Source organism: Bacillus sp. BR3(2024), assembly GCF_039134555.1.
Lineage (GTDB): Bacteria > Bacillota > Bacilli > Bacillales > Bacillaceae_G > Bacillus_A > Bacillus_A cereus.
Window position 1 is genome coordinate 3195026 of record NZ_CP152433.1, and the last position, 19653, is coordinate 3214678.

Below are 19653 nucleotides of genomic sequence, written 5' to 3' on the forward strand. Positions count from 1 at the left end.
TTTATTAAAAATCCATATCACTACAATCTGGAATACCTTTCAGCACTGAAATGTTAGTATGTACAGAAAGGTATTCACAGTCATAGCTTAAGAATTCAACACATTTTTTGTAATTTGAACAACATTTTCTGTCGTAAATCCAAATAGATTCATGACTTCAGCTCCAGTTCCTGAAGCTCCAAATGTTTCAATTGATAGTACTTTTCCTTCTTGTCCTACATAACGTTCCCAACCTAGAGATACACCCATTTCAAGAGATACTCGTTTCGTTATAGAAGACGGAAGAACGGATTCTTTATATTCGTTCGATTGGCGATCGAATAACTCCCAGCTCGGCATTGCAACGATGCGAACAGAAACTTGATCTTCTTCTAATTTTGCTTTCGCACTAGTAGCTAAGGATACTTCAGAACCTGTCGCAATTAAAATTACATCCGGATTTTCATTCGTTTGTGTTAATACGTAAGCTCCTTTAGAGAGATTCTCTATGTTCGCTTTCGTTTCATTAAACACCGGTAAATTTTGACGGCTCAGTACTAAAACGACTGGACCATCCGTTTGCTGTAAAGCATACGCCCAAGCACTTGCTGTTTCATTTGCATCTGACGGACGGATAACTGTTAGACCAGGAATTGCTCGAAGCGCTGCCAATTGTTCAATTGGTTCATGCGTTGGACCATCTTCTCCTACAGCAATCGAATCATGTGTAAATACGTAAGTAACAGGTAACTTTTGCAGTGCAGCCAGTCGAATCGATGGACGAAGGTAATCATTAAATACAAAGAATGTACTTACGAAAGGTTTTACTCCTCCATGGAGAGCCAGTCCATTCGCTGCCGCGCCCATTGCGTGTTCACGTACACCAAAGTATATATTTCGTCCGGCATATGATTCTACTGCATATACTGCTTCACCTTTTATATCTGTCATCGTAGAATGAGAAAGATCCGCACTTCCACCGAAAATAGAAGGAATCGATTTCACATAATGATTAATAGCTTCCCCACTTGCAACACGAGTGGAAATCGTTTTTTCAATATCAAAGGATAGAATGTCTTTCGCTTCAATTAAAACATCACCTGTAATCGCTTTTTCTAATTCATCTGCTAGTGCAGGGTTCGACTCTCTGTATGAATTGAACTGCTCATTCCAGTCATTTTCTTTTTCAATACCTTTTTGTTTCAGTTCATTAAAATGAGCTTTTACTTCTTCAGGTACAAAGAAATCTTCCTCGTAACCCCAACCATACACTTGTTTTGTCGCTGTTGCCTCTTCTACTCCAAGCGGATTACCATGTGCTTTGTTCGTTCCAGCAACTTTTGGACTTCCATAACCTATAATAGTTCTAATTTCTATAAGAGTGGGTTGATCCGTATTTTCTTTCGCTGATTGAATAGCTTTTGTAATAGCATCGACATCGTTTCCATCTTCAACTCTTACATATTGCCAATGTACAGATTCTGCCCTTTTCTGAATATCTTCAGAGAAAGCAATGCCTAATTCACCATCAAGTGAAATTTCATTTGAATCATACAGTACAATTAACTTGCCAAGTTTCATATGTCCTGCCATTGACATCGCTTCATAAGCGACACCCTCCATTAAGTCACCATCTCCGACTAATGCGTACGTATTGTGATCTATAATAGAGTGACCATCCTTATTGAACTTCTCTGCTAAATGAGCTTCTGCCATTGCCATTCCGACAGCATTAGCAATCCCTTGTCCTAACGGGCCTGTCGTCGCTTCAACTCCAGGAGTATGACCAAACTCAGGATGTCCTGGTGTTTTACTATTTAACTTTCTGAAGTTTTTCAAGTCATCAATTGAAACGTCATATCCAGCTAAATGAAGTAAGCTATACAGTAGGCTCGATCCGTGTCCCGCTGATAAAACGAATCGATCACGGTTAAACCATTTCGGATGATTAGGATTGTGATTTAAATGATTCGCCCATAATGCATAAGCCATCGGTGCTGCTCCCATCGGAAGACCTGGATGACCTGAATTTGCCGCATTAATAGCATCAATTGATAATGTACGAATTGTATTCACTGCTAATTGATTTATGTTTTGTGTCATAGTAATCGTCCCCCTACATGCTTTCATGAAAGAAAGTACTTATTTTTCCGTTTCTTGATCTAACCACCATTTAAATCCACTTTCTTGCAATAATTCATTCGAAGCATCTGGACCATATGAACCAGACTCATATTCATGAAGTGGTAATAAGTTTTCCTCGAATGCTTCAAGAATTGGTTGTACCCATTCCCATGACAATTCAACTTCTTTCCAATGTGCAAAGAATGTAGCGTCTCCACTCACAGCATCATGAATGAGTCTTTCATACGCTTCAGGTACTCCCACATCCGCTTGCTCACAAGTAAAGTTAATACGCATCGGTTCAATTTCTCCATTTTTTAATGGATTTTTACTATTTAACTGTAATGAAACGTTCTCACCTGGGCTAATTTCAATTATTAACAAGTTAGGTGCTGCATTTGGATTACTATCTTGATATTGCTGTTTTAACGTATTTTTAAATTCGATTACAATACGAGTAGACTTTTCTTTCATTCGTTTACCTGTTCGTATATAAAATGGAACGCCAGTCCAAAATGGATTATCGATCCACAGGCGAGCAGCAACAAATGTGTCTATGTTAGAAGAAGGATTTACTCCTGGCTCCTCTTTATACGCTACAACTTGTCCGCCTTTTATCTTTCCTGAAGCGTATTGTCCGCGAATGATATGGTTTTGAACGTCTTCTTTTTTCACTTTACGAAGCGTCTCCATTACCTTTCGCTTTTCCTCTCGAATTTCACATGCATTAACCTTTTCCGGCAGATTCATAGCAGTCATCATTAATATTTGTAACATATGATTTTGAACCATATCTCGAATGGCTCCTGCCTGGTCATAATATCCTGCCCTTTCTTCAACCCCAACTGTTTCACTAGCTGTGATTTGTACATTCGCTATATGTTCTTTATTCCAAATCGACTGGAGAACAGGATTTGCAAATTCTAGCGCTTCAAGGTTTTGAATCATCGGTTTACCTAAATAATGATCAATACGGTATATCTCGTCTTCTTCAAACGTGCGACTAAGCTTATCATTCAGCTCACGAGCAGATGCAAGGTCGTGCCCAAACGGTTTCTCAATCATCAGGCGTTTCCATCCATCTGTTTTATCAAGTCCGCTTTCCTTAATATTTAAAGCAATCGTCTCGAAAAATTCAGGAGCAACGGAAAGATAGAACATTCTATTACCTTTTATATGTAGCTCTTCTTCCCTTTCACGAACGACTTGTAATAATCTCTCATAGTCTTCCGGCTTACTCACATCTAATGGACAATAGCGAAAATTATCTAAAAAACCTTCCAGTTCCGGAGTACCTTCTTCCCTCTGACGAGAAAACGTCTCTATTGATTCTTTTATTCTTTCTTGAAAATCTTCGTGAGATACTTGACGTCTCCCAAGCCCGATAACGGATATTTGCTTTGGAAGCTTTTGATCTCTATATAAGTTATATAGTGCGGGGTAAATTTTGCGTTTCGCTAAGTCCCCTGTCGCTCCAAATAAAACAAAGGTCATTGATTCCAATTTCAGTCCCCCTCTTGTTGTATAATCCTTGTCAATATTTTAAAAATGAATTGTACAGAAGCCCCTGTTTTTATAAAAAAAACAAAGAGTTATCAAATGCCAATTCCTTTTATACCTTTCGCTTTCTAATTGTCCCCAATATTAATAGTGGCAATTCAAAGCACTTCTACCACAGATTACTTATTTATCGAACTCAACAAACAAATGTATATCCGATTACTTTTAGTAATTAAATAATCTTATGTCTAGTATATTAACCATATAAATTATTATCGTCAATAAAAATGTCTTGCATTACATACTATTTATTTCGTAATGCTTTTCTAAGTGTATTCCTAATTACCATTCATTTTCAAAGATAATGATTGATATAACAAATGTCAGTTTCATCAAAATCTTCAATCATTTTTCCATTAAACTCACGAGCAGACGTTACATGATAACCAAAAGGCTTCTCTATAATAAGACGGTTCAATCCTTTTGTAGCCCACAATCCACTTTCCTTAATATTTAAAGCAATGACATCAAATACTTCTGGTATAACAGATAGGTAAAACATGTGGTTTTCAGGAATGTTTAATTCTGTTTCACGCCTCTTTACAAGACGCAACAAATCTTGATAGTCCTCTATATTCGCTGTATTTAATTGACAATAACGAAATGTGCTAATAAATTCTTCTACTCCTAATTCATCATCAGTAGATCTTCTAGAAAATGTAGCAAGGGATTGTTCTACCTTTGTTTGAAATTCCACATCTGACATTACCCTTCTGCCGATACCGATAATCGAAATAGATTGTGGTATATTTTGATTACTAAATAGCTTATATAAAGCAGGATAAATTTTGCGTTTCGCTAAATCCCCTGTCGCTCCGGATAAAGTGAAACTTTAATCAGTGGGGGTTTTGTTCATCCCCACTGATTATTAGTTGAACCAATCGGGCTTTTACAGGCAGTTGCCCCCACCTAACTTCTATGATATCGCTGAATTTTGAGGTGGGGGTCTTACTGCCTGTTAATGCGGGGTAAAAGAAATGTCATTGAATCCATTTGTTCTCTCCCTTTTAAAACAATTGCTAGAATAGAATATATAAGTTCATTCGCTACTTAGCACAATACTGTCTCTAAAACCTCATACTTTACCAATGTTTCTTCAATACAATTTTCCCAAGAGCACGTTCTGACTCACTTATGTGGTGTGCTTTTTTTACACCTTCTACATGTAAAGGCAACACATGCGTGACAACAGGTTTAATCTTCCCGCTCTCAATTAATTCTGTAATAAGAGAAAGTTCATATCCGTTAGGTTCAGTAAATATATGGTCACTCTCAATATTTTTCTCTCTTGATATCTCGGTTTGCGGAATTTTCATACCTTTCGGACCATAAATAGACGCTAACTTTCCATTTGGTGCAAGTACTTTATAACTATTCTTTAGTACATCCCCACCTAACACATCAAATACAATATTGTAATTATGCAAAAGCAAAGAAAAGTCTTCCGTTTTGTAATCGACGACAGTATCAGCGCCTAGATCCTTTACAAATTGCATGTTTTTCGTACTAGTCGTAGTTGCAACATATGCACCGAAGCTTTTTGCTAGTTGAATAGCAAACGTACCAATCCCGCCAGATCCAGCATGAATTAAAACCTTATTACCCTTTTGAACATTAGCGAATTTCACTAAACTTTGCCAACTTGTCAAACCTACTAGAGGGATTGATGCTGCTTCCTCAAAAGATAGATTTCTCGGTTTTTTCGCTACATACTTCTCATCTACAGCCACGTACTCTGCATAAGTACCATTTCGTTCAATATCTGGACGACTATATACTTCATCCCCCACTTTAAATGCGGTAACGTTTTTTCCTATAGCAGCAACTACACCTGCAACATCCCATCCTAAAACGAGCGGGAAGTCATAAGAAATTACGTCTTGAAGTAAACCCTCACGTATTTTCCAATCCACAGGATTTACACCAGCTGCATATACTTCAATCAGTACATCGTTGTCTCCCAATAGCGGTGTCTGCATTTCAATCTCTTGTAGTACACTTTTATCTCCATATTGCATAAGTCCTATTGCTTTCATTCTTTTCACTCCTTTACAAGGCTGGGAAATGCGGTAGCACTTCTTCTCCTAGCTCATCCAATACTTCGTCAGCTGGACGTTGACCATCAAATAGAGCAAGGAATAAATGATTCACACCAATACTTTTATATATATCAAGTAATTCAATTAGTGCCTTACGCCCTGTACGGTAACCTAAACGTATCGGTGTAGGACGTTCATTTGGATCTTCAGATAAATCTAAATGCATCGGTTGTATAAATGGTTTGAATACATCTGGATGATAATCCTCTACTAGTTCTCTCCATTGTCCAATTGCTCCCGCCTGATGCACCGGACTACGTGGATAATACATCCATCCATCTCCATGTTCAGCAAACCATTCCATATTTTGCTGACTAAAACCTGTAATAAAGGTTGGAACACGTTTAGACGGTTTTGGAACTAAATTCGCACCATGAACTTCTCCTAGTGTCGACTGGATAGACGGGAAGTTTTTATACAAAATTTCTTCCAAGTAAGCAAATGCTTCTCTAAACTTTTCACCTCGTGTTTCATGACTAACACCTAACGCTTTGAAATCGGCACGTCTGTCACCGGATGAAACGCCAAGCATAATTCTTTCTGGAAATAGTTGATCTAATGTAGCAATTTCTTTTGCTACACGCAATGGATGACGAAGTGACAACACTGTTGCCGACGTTCCAAATGCGATTTTCTCCGTCTTGCTTGCTAAATACGTCAAATAAATCATCATATCGTAAATTTGACCTGTTGCAGGATCACCAAAATCAGGGTCTTGCAGCAATACATCGCGAAGCCATACACCTGTAAAACCGTATTGTTCCGCTTTTTGTACTAACTCTACTTGTTTTTCCATCGTTGGAGCATGAAACTGATAATTTTCAATCGGAATGTGAACTCCTAACGTAAGTTGATCTTTCGCAAACATACGATTATATCCAAAATGGTTCGCAAACTTTTCCATGTGTTTCACTCACTTTCCCTCATTCATATAAATCTATACTTTTCATATTTCTTCTCAAAATTTATAAGCAACACTGCAACACCACATTGTTGCCGATTGTAATCGTTATAACTTTCTTTGTGCTACGAGTGTTATTATAAATCGGCCATAACATGAATAACAGTACGTACTTTAAAGTGATGTAGGCACTTTAAAGTACCTATACTAAGTGAGTAGTAATAAACATAATGAATAAATCGTGCTGCAAAAATAACATCTATCCTTTCTTCAAAAAGCTGTACTGTTGCTTTTGCAAATACGTTTCATTATTTCACGTACTTTCCCTTTCTTTATATAAAATTGTTACTAACCAAATTCAAAATATTATACTTATTTTTCGTACTTTGCTATGCTATAACCACAAACAGGAGGTATAAACTATGAAAGCACAAATTATCCATTCTTTTGGGGGTTCATCTGTATTTCAATTAGAAGAAGTTTCAAAACCAAAACTTTTACCAGGTCATGTTCTAATCGATGTAAAAGCAACAAGTGTAAATCCAATCGATACAAAAATGCGTAGTGGTGCCGTTTCAGCAGTCGCTCCTGAGTTTCCAGCTATATTACACGGCGATGTAGCTGGTATTGTTATTGAAGTAGGAGAAGGTGTTTCGAAATTTAAATGTGGGGATGAAGTATACGGATGTGCCGGAGGTTTTAAAGAAACTGGAGGTGCACTTGCAGAATTTATGCTTGCTGATGCACAATTAATTGCTCACAAACCTAAAAATCTAACAATGGAAGAAGCAGCTGCTCTACCATTAGTGGCAATTACAGCTTGGGAATCTTTATTTGATCGTGCAAATATTAAACCTGGTCAAAATGTTCTCATTCATGGAGCTACCGGTGGCGTAGGACACGTAGCCATTCAATTAGCTAAATGGGCAGGTGCTAAAGTTTTCACAACAGCTTCTCAGCAAAGCAAAATAGACATCGCCCATCGTCTAGGAGCCGACATAGCTATTAATTATAAAGAAGAATCTGTTCAAGAATATGTACAAAAACATACGAACGGAAACGGATTTGAAGTTATATTTGATACAGTAGGCGGCAAGAATCTTGATCATTCTTTTGAAGCTGCTGCGGTCAACGGAACTGTCGTAACAATTGCAGCTCGTTCAACCCATGACCTCTCTCCTTTACACGCAAAAGGACTCTCTCTGCACGTTACTTTTATGGCGTTAAAAATATTACATACAGATAAACGTGACGCTTGCGGGGAAATTTTAACTAAACTAACGCAAATAGTAGAAGAAGGACACCTTCGACCATTGCTAGATTCTAAAACTTTTACGTTTGATGAAGTTGCACAAGCACATGAATATTTGGAGTCAAATAAAGCAATTGGGAAAATAGTGTTGAAAAACGTTTGGTAACTTTCACTAAATAATACAAATAACAGCGGGATTGCTTCGCCTTATCTTTGTCTTAAGAGGCGTGCCACAACCTTAAAAACTTTCCATCCTTTACAACAAGTAAAAAAAGAACAGCCGAATTTTTCTTATAGTAGAAAATTCGGCTGTTTGCATGTCGCAATTTGCTTTTTATATATTTCCATTAATAGATAAAATACAACTCATTTGCCTTACCATCTTTACCTTCAACAGAATATTATGTTGTTTTTAATTTTTTAAAACACACTACGTACTAATCCCCCGTCTATTCGCAACGCGGAACCATTAATTGCTGAAGAAAGTGGGCTGCTTAAGAAAGTGACAAGATTGGCAATTTCTTCTGGTCGAATAAGTCTTTGAATAATAGAGGTTGGTCGATTCTCTTTCATAAATCGCTTCTCAGCTTCTTCTATTGTCAATTGCTCATTAGGATAAAGACTATTTAACATAGTCTCCACTCCTTCCGTTAAAGTCGAACCAGGCATTATAGTATTAACAGTCACATTCGTTCCTGTCGTCAGCTCAGCTAAACTGCGAGAAAGTGAGAGTTGCATCGTTTTAGTCGCACTATAGTGAGCCATTTCTTGAGATGGCATAATAGCTGCTTCGCTAGCAATAAAGATGACTCTTCCTTCTTTTCTTTCAATCATTTTTTTCAAGTACGAGCGAGTAAGTCGAACACCACTCATAATATTGACTTCAAACAATTTAAACCAATCTTCATCAGGGATATCAAAATATTCTACAGGTTCAAAAATTCCTAAGTTGTTAATAAGAATGTCTACTTCAGGGTACTTTTCAATCACATTTTGGCACCCTTGTTCTGTTCCTAAATCAGCTACTACAGGTTGAAGAATAGCATCCGGATACTGCGCTCGAATTTCGTTTATCGTTTGATTAACATTTTCTTCACGGCGTCCATTAATAAGTACAGTAGCTCCTTCCGCTACTAATGAAGTGGCAATTGCTTTTCCAATCCCTGCCGTAGATCCAGTAACCAGTGCTGTTTTTCCTTTTAATTGCATATGCATATAGATCCCTCCAAATTCATGTGCTACATGATTGACTTACGTTGGAATAAATAATTACGTTTATATTGTGGTTCACTTCTCTTATCTTTAACAGAAAATAAGCAGATCCACCCTTTTTTCGAAAGAGTATAAACGAAAATTATGTAGCTATTGGACTCTGTACGGAATTAAAAATCGAAATTATCATCATTTAGATCTACTCGATAATTCTGATTCTAATCATTGTCATGTTAAAAAATCACATCAACAGCAGAGTAAAGCTAAAACCAACTAATAAATACCATTATGATATATATTAACGATAAAGAAAATTACGCACTTTAAAGTTCCATAGGAACAAAAAAGTGCCCTATAAACTATAATTTCTAACTCTTTATATTTGCTAAAGTAGTATCTTTTTTTATCATAGAAAAGGTTGTAAAATCACACATTCTTACATACAGTTATAGGATTATTTTTATCCTAATTAACTAAAAACCATATAACACATTTGTAAAATAAAATTCTAAAAAAACCTTGCAGAAAAATTCTACAAGGTTTTTGCCTATACACACAAATTAATCACTATATTAAAATAAAAGGGTTTATAATTCATCGCAATATTATTAAATATAAGCTGCTTTAAAGGCTTGTTGGACAGCTTGTACTTCTAATGAGTCTTTACCATATAAGTTCGTTGCTACACGAATACAAGCTTCTTTTAATTCTTTAAAGTTAGAAGTCATATTTAATTCATCCGTATTTGCATAATAGAAAATATCAAACATTTTATCTTCTCCAATGCCATGTACGTTTACTCCATTATGGTTTCCACCACTAGCAATCAAGTAAGCTACTTTATTAATAATGCTAGAGTTCGTGTGTACACCACCATGATCGTGGTCAGCATCAATAGGTAAGTTATTATAATGTCTATAGTCCTCCGGATATCTAGAAGAGATAGATGATGGGTTTTTCATATCTCTAAAAATACGACCTGATTGTTCTCCCATTGTCCAATTGAACTTTCCGTTATTAGCATACTTTTCAACTGCTACTCCTAAAATATCAGATAGAGCCTCATTAATTGCACCAGCTTCTCCTGCATACTCAAGTCCAGACTCATTTCTTGTAACCGCGTGTGTAAATTCATGTCCTGCCACATCAAATGCTCTAACAATTGGATCTCCGTATACTAGCATAGCTCCATTACTAAATGCATTAAACCACTGCTTAGGATTTCCTTTATTCGTACCATTTGTGTTCCAACCATGAACGACAGAAATTACTTTTTGTCCGTTATTATCAAAGCTGTTACGGCCATATTTTTCTTGATAAAAATCATATACTTTCGTTGCTAAATAATGAGCACTAACTGCTTTAGGATCAGTAAAATTTGTAGAATTACTTGTTACTAAATCATCGAGATAACCCCATACATTTCTTCTATAATTATTATAATCTTTATAATTAGCAGTATATGTTTCAATTCCCTTACCACGAGAATAATCTGCAAGCATGTACGTTCCATCACTTCGCTGCGTAATTCCAAACGTACGATTAATACCTAAGTCATCTTTTCCTGTACCTGTTAATCTTGAAGAATCTTGTGATTTATTTGCTGTCGCAGATTGGACAATACTACTATCTACTTGTATACCCAATTTTTGAACGAGTTCTTTTAATAGATTACCACCAAAAGCATCAATTAATACTGTACCAGATACATATTCAGGTGTAGATGCACTAAAAGTAATTTGATATGCGTTTGTAGCTTTATTTGTATTTTCATCTACATATACCACTTGTTTAATTTCTGGTTCTTCAATAAATGTGAGATTATTTCCATAGATGTTGAAAAGCTGTTTTTTTGCATCCTCTTCTGATAAAGTAATAGGTTGTTTCAAATCTTCCTGTTGTTGTAGATCTTGGGCACTATCCCCTGAAACGCTCGTAAGTACACCATCATCATTAATATGTGCTGTTAGTTGATATCCGTATACATCACGTCCTTCATACGTTTGTTGAAGACGTACCAATGTAGTACCATCATAAGATTTACGACTTTGCGTAACATTATAATTAACTTTGGATTCCGTATTAACTTGCTTTGATGATAATGCTTGTTCTGTTTTTCCTTTTAGTGCATCCTTTGCTACATTTTCTGCCGAATTTTGAGAAGGTGCTGTTAAATTACCTGTTCGGAACGTATCCTCCTTTGTGTCCACTTTTAAATCTTCTGTTGCCGCATGTACTCCTCCATAAGGCATAATCGCCGATAACACCACTCCTGTAGTTAAACCTACCTTTACGAAATTCTTCATATTTTTACTCCTTTTTAATCTTATTATCAAGTTAAATAAATGTTTTTCAGAATTGGAAACATAGATATTTCAAACTATCTATGTTTATCTACTGTTTATGAATTGTGATTCCTCATAATATAGATAGATTGCGTCGTTACTTTTAGATTCATTTCATTTCTCAAAAATTACTCATTATATAAGCTATCTTTATATTTATTCATATACGTTATTTTTTGTGGTTCTGATAACATATTTATTGCCATCCACACATTCTTTTTCATTTCTAATTTTTGCATTGGTATCTCTTTTAAAACCGGATTACTTATAATTTCTTCCATTTCTTCATCAATTCTTTTCATAAGATTTTCTTCTGGATTATTTTTTAAATAAGTATTTTTCAGTCCCCATTTTGTCATTATAAATTCATTTGTTTTATTCATAGGATTAATAATAGTAGCTTTACTAGTTAATCGTTTTTTTATTTCATCATGATAGATTTTAATTTTATATCCTTCTTTTAGTGGAATAGTATCTTTTACAATCGTTACATTTGTCCCTTCCATTTCCTTCGTATAAATTTTTTCACCTTTCTCATTAAACACCTCTATTGATGCGTATTTTTCATCTGCATAATAGCTATGAGGCGTTTTAGTAGTAACCGTAAAAACAGCCCGCTTTTGCTCTAAGTCTGTATTTAATTCGGCAAACTGATCATCTCCTAATCCTAGGAATTGAATCGTTTCATTTACCAAATTGCTCACTTTCATTTCGTTAACATCAATCGTTAGACTATTATCCTTTTCCTTTACATAGGCATAATACGAACGGAAATGATACATTCTATCCATTTTCTCACCTGAAATTTCAACCGTATAAACCCCATTTGGTACGTCTTGTAAATTGATATCTGCTGTTTCAATTGTTTTTTCTTGAACAACTGTATTCCCTTCTTTTAATTTAATCTTTCTTCCTTTCAATGTATCTATTTCATTTGTATTTAAATGGATATGCAAATTCCCTTTTAACCCAAGTGAAGCAATTTGCTGATTCGTAACTATTTCAAAGTTAGAGTTTATCGGAATATCAGGATCAACTAGAGCTCTCGCCTTAGCTAATTGTGATTCAGGCACTATATACGCTAAAGAAGTAACTGCCGGATAACCTTTCGCCCTATTCATCTCTATTTGTTTATGATTAAGCTTAAAGCCCCATCTTTCAAAAACGGGTGTAAAATCAACTTGTACATTCTCGCTATAATACTGATTCATTAAATCTGGTAAAGAATGGTCACCTTTTTTAAAAGCAGCATTACTAGCTAGTTTTCGATAACCTTGATACATTTTTGCAAAAGCTTCATCGCCAGCTTTTTGTTTCGCCATCGTTAAAAGAATAAGTTTTTGTCGTAAATCTAAGTCATCATAATTTTTATTTTCTTTCATTAAAGCATTATATAAATTCCGTTCTACTTGTTCCTTTTTCCCGAAATTAAACAACCAACCAACTTGATCTGCTTTTTTTCCATATTTACTATATTGATATTGAACACCGAATAGATTATTAGAAACTTCTCCTGTAAATATTCCTTGATTATCAAAACCAGCTTGGTATCCGTGAGCGATTTCATGTAAAGTTCCCCAACTCAGTTTATCTAACCACATCTTTGTACTATCTGAACTATTCGCTGTCCAATTTGCACCATAATAGGCACCGCCAGCACCGGATATATCTGCTTTTAAAAAATAACGATTTTGACTTTTTTTATTTTCAACCGCTGAACCATCTAAACCAATAATTGAATCATACATCGCAAAAATATTTTCATAATACGCAATTAACTCATCCAACGATTGAAAATCTTTTAAAGATCTTACTAACTCTTTATCTTTTTTAGGTACAAATAATTGAAAACTCTCCCCTTGAATTAACGCATACTCTCCATCAAATTGATCCCATGTACTAAAAAATTGAGATACACTTCCTTGTTGTTTATAAATCGGAAGAGGTTTAGTAGCACTTTCATTCCCTAGTTGGTACTCAAGTACAGCGTGCTCTTCACCATACGGAGTATCTATGAAAGGAACTAAAGGCGTATCACCTTGAATGGTAATCCATTCATTTCCTACTTGTATGGATTTTTCATTTTTAGAGTCATTAGACAATAAACGTAATGTTAATTTGTCTTTAAAATTAGGATTCGTTTGTCTTACCTTTAATGGTGTATTTCTCTGCAAAATAAATCCTAAATCTTGTCGATCGTGATATTTACCCTTACTTATGCCCGCCTGAAATATCCAAGTAGGCTCTTCTAAACTAGTAATTTCTTTTACATTTGTTCGTTCATCAGCATGTAAGTGTATATTTCCTATGAGGAAAAACATTGTATACATGATGCCTATAACAAGTAGCCTTTTCATTTACATATCTCCTTTTCTATTTTTTATATACAAAATACAATAAAACCCTCCTTCTTTACTTATAACTGTCGTCAGTAAGTTACTTATTAGTGTAATTATTATAGTTACATTAGCTCATGATTATCAATCATTAAATATATGTAATTTTGCATATATGGATATAAAACCGAAATTTTTGAAATACCGTGAAATGATCCAATATTATTTCATACATTATTCAATAAAAAAACACACGAAGCCCCTTAAGTCTTCATGTGTTTTCATACATGTTATTACATTTGTAATTGAATAAATTATCTTATTCTGTAATATTAAATTTTGAAACCAGTTCCGTTAATTCTTCCACCTTTTCTTTCATTTTGTTAGATTGAATTGATATTTGTTCAATTGATACAGCTTGTGATTGAATTGATTTTACTGTTTGAAGAGTCTCTTTTTTTACATCCGTTGCAGTTTCAGAAACTAGCGAAAGAGAAGCATTTACTTCTTCTGTACCAGCAGACATCTCTTCTGTCGCTGCGGATACTTCTTGAATTTGACTTGTAATCTTATCAATATCTCTCATAATAGACAAGAAGGTTTGATTCGCTTTGTGGGCAGCTTCTTTTCCTTCTACTGCCTTCTGTTGGCCTTTTCGCATGACATTAACTGTATCTTGAGTATCTTGTTGAATGGATTTTATTAAATGATTCACTTCCTTTGCAGATTCTTTAGATTGCTCAGCCAAGTCTCGAACTTCTGCGGCAACCACTGCAAATCCTTTCCCATTCTCTCCAGCACGTGCCGCTTCAATAGCGGCATTTAAGGCAAGAAGATTCGTTTGTTCGGCAATATTAGTAATTGCAGCGAGAGCTGTATCAATCTGTTGTGTACGTGTAACAAGTTTATTTATTACTTTTGATGTTTCCTCGACAACATCATGCACACTATTCATTTGAAGAATAGAGTGATTTATCACTTCACTACCGATATTTATTCGTTCTGTAGTCGTTACTGCTACCTCAGCGACTACTGCTGAAGATTCAGCTACAGTTTGCACCCCTGTTGTAATTTCTTCCATTGAGGATGAGCTCTCCTGAATACTAGTTACCTGTCCTTCTATTTTTGTTTTTACTTCTAAAACAGTCTGTACAACCTCATTTGAAATACTAGACGCTCGATTTGTATCTTGTAATACGCCCTCCGTAGTAGAAATAACCTCTTGTGTTGTCATCTTAACATTCGCAATTAATTGTTGAAGGTTATCTAACATACTATTAAAAGACTGAACAATATGCCCTAATTCATTATTTGCTTTATAAGGAGTACGTGTTGTTAAATCTCCAGCTGCTACTTTTTCCATATCATTTTGTAGTAACACAAGTGGTTTTCGGATAGTTAATTTAATAATATATCCAATTAATATAATTATCAAAATTGCTAAAAGCGAAATACTAACAAACATTATCATTGTATTTTGAGCACTATTATTATTTTCCTTCTGTAAAAGCTCTGCATTATTACTATTATATAAAATTAATTCACGAATTGATTTTATTGATTTTTGCATATTAGGTTCAATCTCTTTTAGGTAATATGCATATGCTTCCTCATTATTAGATTTCCCTAATTCTTGCGCTTTCTTCATTTGAGTTCTTAATTTATTAAATGTTTCATAAAACGTGTTATATAATTCTTTTTCTTTAGTAGAAATAACTTTAGCCTCAAACTGCTTTAAAAGATAATCATTTTCCTGACGAATTCCGTCCATTTCTCTTATTAATTCATTCATTCTTTTTTCATCTTTTGATACCATAATTTCCATAAAGTTCATATTAACATGATAAAAATTAGATTCTACAATACCAATCCACTCAATTGGTAGTAAATTATCCTCATACATATTAGAGGAAGTACTTTTCCCTCTTTCTAATCCCCAAAACCCTATTAGGGATAATACTATACATGCAATACTTGATATAGTTATTAATATGTTTAGTTTTGTACCAACCTTACTGTTTCTTAATAATTCCAATTCACTTTCTCCATTCTAATATATAGTTTAAGTAATGTATTTTATACCAAGAATCCAAAAATTACGATGTTTATTTTGTAATATGCAATTTTGCATATCATCCACTACTGATTCAAAATAACCTAACATTGTAATTTTGGTTTTCCAAAAATTCATGATTATGAACACACCCTATTAATTCTTGAACTTCTCATCCAAAATATCCAAAAATATTGTGGCACTAGGGGAACCCATCATTGATGTATAAATTACACTACCATACAAGACTAGCTTAAAAATATTTTTCTTATTGCTCATTTTTCTATTTCCTCTCTATTAGAAGTACTCCTAGCACATCACACTAATAAAAACGATAGTATTAAAAAATAAGGAAAGACATAACACCTATGTCTTTCCTCTAAAATTGTAACACTCAATATACTCTTAGCTCTATTTGATTTGCCAGTTAAATCCTCACATTTCTTTCTTTATAATATCTCCTAACTCCGTCCAACTTGTAATCCGCGGGATATTGAGATGTTGATTGTAAGAAGTAGTTTTTGCATACACATTTATCGGTTTTCCTATTAACGTTTCTAAGACTGCCGGCTTATCATCAAAGAAATAGTTTAATTTTATTTCTTGTATGAAGTGTATTTTTTCTTCATCCTTCATTCCATAGAAAAAGCGATCTTCATGTACCGGAAAACCTTTTTCTATTAACCATTTTTTTGTTTGCTCTCCATGTTCTTTAGGCCGTGCTGTTATATAGTATATTTCATGTCCCTGTTTTTCTAATTCTTGTAATGTCTCTACTGCATATGGAAACGGTGAACAAGAAGTATAATAAATCTCATCCAGCAAACTATTCCACATATGACTGCCTTCCTCCGAAGTCATGCCAAATGCTTCATGAATTTCAATTGTTTTTAAAGAATGAAATACATCCAATCCTACTTTTTTGTTTAATTTCTTATTATATAAATGAAAAGCATGCTGCCTTAAATCAATTAATGTATCATCGATATCAAATCCAAACTTCACTCTTCATCGCTCCTTTCTGCAATCCATTTATCGGAAAATATAAGTAGCTTTTATTCTCCTTATATTTTCCGATATTCTGGATAGCCAATAAATCTATAATCTTTTCCAACCTGGGTAAATGATACATCCTTAAATTCAATTGCATCTTGCATTTTAGTAATACCAGTCCCCTCTACAAAGCTAGGCGCCAATCTGCCCCCAATAATTTTTGGTGCGACATATAATATAAGTTTATCCATCAATTTATTTTCAATAAACGAAGCATTTACCTCTCCACCACCTTCAATAAGCAGGGAGGAAACTCCTTTTTGCCCTAAAACATCAAGCATTTCATGTAAGTTTATATGCTTTTCTCCGCTAGTAACAAATACTTTAACTCCTGCATTTTCTAATGCTATCTTTTTTTTCGCTGCATGATTACTTGTTGTAAATATCCAGGTAGGAGCTTCTCCATCTGTAACAACATTAGCTTCCATCGGTATGCGTAATGTCGAGTCCAATATTATTCGAATTGGATTTCGTCCATTTGGAATACGCGTTGTCAATGATGGATTATCCTTTTGAACAGTATTCGCTCCTACTAAAATAGCCGCATTTTCGTTTCGTATTTGGTGTACTTCTTGTCTTGCTTCTGTAGATGTAATCCACTTACTATCCGATGAAGACGTAGCGATTTTACCGTCTAATGTAACTCCTGATTTAATCGTTACAAATGGACGCTTTGTCAAAATATATTTATTAAAGACTTCATTCATTTTTTTAGATTCTTCTTCACACACTCCTACAAGTACTTCAATACCTGCATCTTGTAGAATTTTAATTCCACGTCCAGAAACAAGCGGGTTTGGATCAAGTGTAGCAACTACTACCTTCTTAATTCCTGCTTGTACAATTGCTTCAGCACAAGGCCCTGTTCTACCATGATGAGAACAAGGTTCAAGAGTTACATAGATTGTAGCACCACGTACCTGTTCTCCAGCCATACGTATCGCATGTATTTCGGCATGTGGTTCTCCGGCCTTCATATGTGCTCCGACCCCTACAATTCGATTATCATTTACAATTACAGATCCAACCAATGGATTTGGAGTCGTTTGTCCCTTCATAGCCTTGGCATTTTCTAGTGCTAGCTTCATATACAATTCATGCTCAAGCATGTAAGTGTCCCCCTTCAAAATGTCCAGAACGCTGAATCTTCGTTTGCAAATATTTCTCATTAAACTCTGAGATATCACCCCATAACGGTTCACGACTCGTAACATTTAATCCAGCTTTTTGTAACGCTTCTAATTTTTTTGGATTATTTGTAATAAGTTTTACAGGTTTTGAGCGTAGCGCTTTTAATACTTCAATTGTATCATCATAGTTTCGAACATCATCTTCAAAGCCTAGGTTCAGATTAGCTTCTACTGTATCTAACCCATTTTCTTGCAAGAGGTACGTCATTGCTTTACTAAACAAACCAATTCCTCTTCCTTCATGATTCGCTAAGTAAAATAAAGCACCTGAACCATGTTCTGTAATCATTTGTAAAGACTGCTTTAATTGGAATCCACAGTCACAACGTTTACTACCAAAGATATCACCGGTGTGACAAATACTATGCATACGAATTAGGGCATCTTCAGAATTCTCAAAATCACCATATACAAGCACACTAGATTGCTGCATATCAGCTAAATTAATAGATGAGAGTTTTTTGATAATTCCTTCTACACTATTTGTAACCTCACTACATTGTAACCAAGAATACCATTGGAAAATTTTAGTCTCCCCATATAAATTAATTGGCAATTTGATAGGTCCTACTAAATAAATATCCTTTCCATCTTGATGTATAAATTGAATTTTATCTTCTAACATATGAATTGTATCTGTTGTAACCATTAGGTACCTCCTAGTATTGAGAATCTCTAAAAATTCTCTTCCATTGTTATATTTTTTATTGTTTAACTTACACAACGTAAGTGTTTTTACAGATGCTATTCTTTTTTCTCTCAGCTTATATGCAATATGTATCATTACAACTTTGGCCATTTAAAGAAAAGAGTTTTAGTTACATAAAACAACTTAGTTACTTTATGTAAGTGAGTATACATTCGTAATTAATTTACGTCAAGTAATTAATTATAAAAACATTTGTTACTAATAGTAAGATGTTATATAATTTGTTTTAGGAGGTGAAGGAAAATGAATGATTCTACATTATGCCCTCGCTTTGAAAAAGGAATGAAATTTTTTAGCCAACGATGGACAGCACTAATTATTTACCAACTTTTTTCTGGATCTCAGCGCTTTTGTACGCTTGAATCTTCTCTTCCTGTTAGCGGAAGATTACTTTCAGAAAGATTGAAAGAATTAGAACTAGAAGGAATTGTCGAACGTAAAGTCTTTCCTGAGACACCAGTTCGTATAGAATATTCTTTAACTCAAAAAGGATTTGCTTTAGAAGCTATTATTCGCGGAATAGAAGAATGGTCACAGGAATGGATAGAACTTGAGGAATAACATAAAAGCTTTTTCGTATATAGTTTTAAGTAATCAAATTACAGATACCTATTATTAAAACGCTAGTTTTTCAAGCATTTATGAAAAGCTAGCGTTTTTTAATGAATAAAATAAAATTTAAGAAATGAAACAAGATGATCAAACCGATCACCTTGTTCCTTTAAAGATTAAAATAGTGATTTTAACAACTTTTATTAATACATACTCGATTAACAGAAATAATAAATAGAATTTTTGTAACTAAACAGTTTTATTTTCGCAATACAGTTAGCTTATCCC

13 protein-coding genes and 2 pseudogenes are annotated in these 19653 nt (G+C 34.6%); 2 read left to right on the forward strand and 13 right to left on the reverse strand.

All coding sequences use genetic code 11. The annotated features are described in order from the left end of the window. Positions 1-87 precede the first annotated feature (87 nt). The 6 genes and pseudogenes from tkt to V7S45_RS16465 all read right to left on the reverse strand — a co-directional run bounded on the left by tkt (position 88) and on the right by V7S45_RS16465 (position 6980). Complete coding sequence (gene tkt / locus V7S45_RS16440) at positions 88-2082, reverse strand: transketolase (RefSeq protein ID WP_000193015.1); 1995 nt, start codon at positions 2080-2082, stop codon at positions 88-90. 39 nt (positions 2083-2121) lie between these two features. Continuing rightward, entirely contained in the window at positions 2122-3606 is a 1485-nt protein-coding gene (gene zwf / locus V7S45_RS16445; RefSeq protein ID WP_000445354.1) for a glucose-6-phosphate dehydrogenase, read from the reverse strand. A 352-nt stretch (positions 3607-3958) separates the two neighbouring features. Further along, a pseudogene (locus V7S45_RS16450) lies at positions 3959-4495 on the reverse strand (glucose-6-phosphate dehydrogenase); the annotation flags it as partial. A gap of 250 nt (positions 4496-4745) precedes the next feature. Continuing rightward, entirely contained in the window at positions 4746-5699 is a 954-nt protein-coding gene (locus V7S45_RS16455) for an NADP-dependent oxidoreductase (RefSeq protein WP_000643798.1), read from the reverse strand. Between the two features lie 13 nt (positions 5700-5712). Beyond that, positions 5713-6666 (reverse strand): LLM class oxidoreductase, encoded by a 954-nt coding sequence (locus tag V7S45_RS16460; RefSeq protein WP_002195683.1) that lies wholly within the window; start codon positions 6664-6666, stop codon positions 5713-5715. A gap of 134 nt (positions 6667-6800) precedes the next feature. Continuing rightward, positions 6801-6980: pseudogene (locus tag V7S45_RS16465) on the reverse strand (hypothetical protein). A 105-nt stretch (positions 6981-7085) separates the two neighbouring features. On the opposite strand from V7S45_RS16465, the gene V7S45_RS16470 reads away from it, so the two are divergent. Continuing rightward, on the forward strand, positions 7086-8081 hold the full coding sequence (locus tag V7S45_RS16470) for a zinc-dependent alcohol dehydrogenase family protein (RefSeq protein WP_000647266.1): 996 nt from the start codon (positions 7086-7088) through the stop codon (positions 8079-8081). Positions 8082-8335: 254 nt separating this feature from the next. Here the strand turns inward: V7S45_RS16470 and V7S45_RS16475 are convergent, their stop codons facing one another. The 7 genes from V7S45_RS16475 to V7S45_RS16505 all read right to left on the reverse strand — a co-directional run bounded on the left by V7S45_RS16475 (position 8336) and on the right by V7S45_RS16505 (position 18753). Continuing rightward, positions 8336-9130: an SDR family oxidoreductase gene (locus V7S45_RS16475; RefSeq protein ID WP_000551092.1), complete on the reverse strand. Its 795-nt coding sequence runs from the start codon at positions 9128-9130 to the stop codon at positions 8336-8338. Between the two features lie 605 nt (positions 9131-9735). Then, positions 9736-11433: a M4 family metallopeptidase gene (locus V7S45_RS16480; protein ID WP_000788190.1), complete on the reverse strand. Its 1698-nt coding sequence runs from the start codon at positions 11431-11433 to the stop codon at positions 9736-9738. A gap of 167 nt (positions 11434-11600) precedes the next feature. Then, on the reverse strand, positions 11601-13829 hold the full coding sequence (locus V7S45_RS16485) for a putative mucin/carbohydrate-binding domain-containing protein (RefSeq protein WP_000826228.1): 2229 nt from the start codon (positions 13827-13829) through the stop codon (positions 11601-11603). A 298-nt stretch (positions 13830-14127) separates the two neighbouring features. Next, positions 14128-15843: a methyl-accepting chemotaxis protein gene (locus V7S45_RS16490; RefSeq protein WP_000422016.1), complete on the reverse strand. Its 1716-nt coding sequence runs from the start codon at positions 15841-15843 to the stop codon at positions 14128-14130. 453 nt (positions 15844-16296) lie between these two features. After that, positions 16297-16866 carry an HAD family acid phosphatase gene (locus V7S45_RS16495; protein ID WP_000668224.1) on the reverse strand — a complete coding sequence of 190 codons (570 nt, stop codon included), beginning with the start codon at positions 16864-16866 and terminating at the stop codon, positions 16297-16299. 59 nt (positions 16867-16925) lie between these two features. Continuing rightward, positions 16926-18023, reverse strand: coding sequence for a bifunctional diaminohydroxyphosphoribosylaminopyrimidine deaminase/5-amino-6-(5-phosphoribosylamino)uracil reductase RibD (gene ribD / locus V7S45_RS16500; protein ID WP_000889435.1), 1098 nt, complete (start codon positions 18021-18023; stop codon positions 16926-16928). Beyond that, positions 18016-18753 (reverse strand): GTP cyclohydrolase II, encoded by a 738-nt coding sequence (locus V7S45_RS16505; protein WP_000258858.1) that lies wholly within the window; start codon positions 18751-18753, stop codon positions 18016-18018. The genes ribD and V7S45_RS16505 overlap by 8 nt, the downstream gene beginning before the upstream one ends. A gap of 303 nt (positions 18754-19056) precedes the next feature. Between V7S45_RS16505 and V7S45_RS16510 the strand changes: the two genes are divergently transcribed. Beyond that, a complete protein-coding gene (locus tag V7S45_RS16510) occupies positions 19057-19374 on the forward strand; it encodes a helix-turn-helix domain-containing protein (protein ID WP_001000104.1) in 318 nt (105 codons plus the stop codon). Positions 19375-19653: the final 279 nt, after the last annotated feature.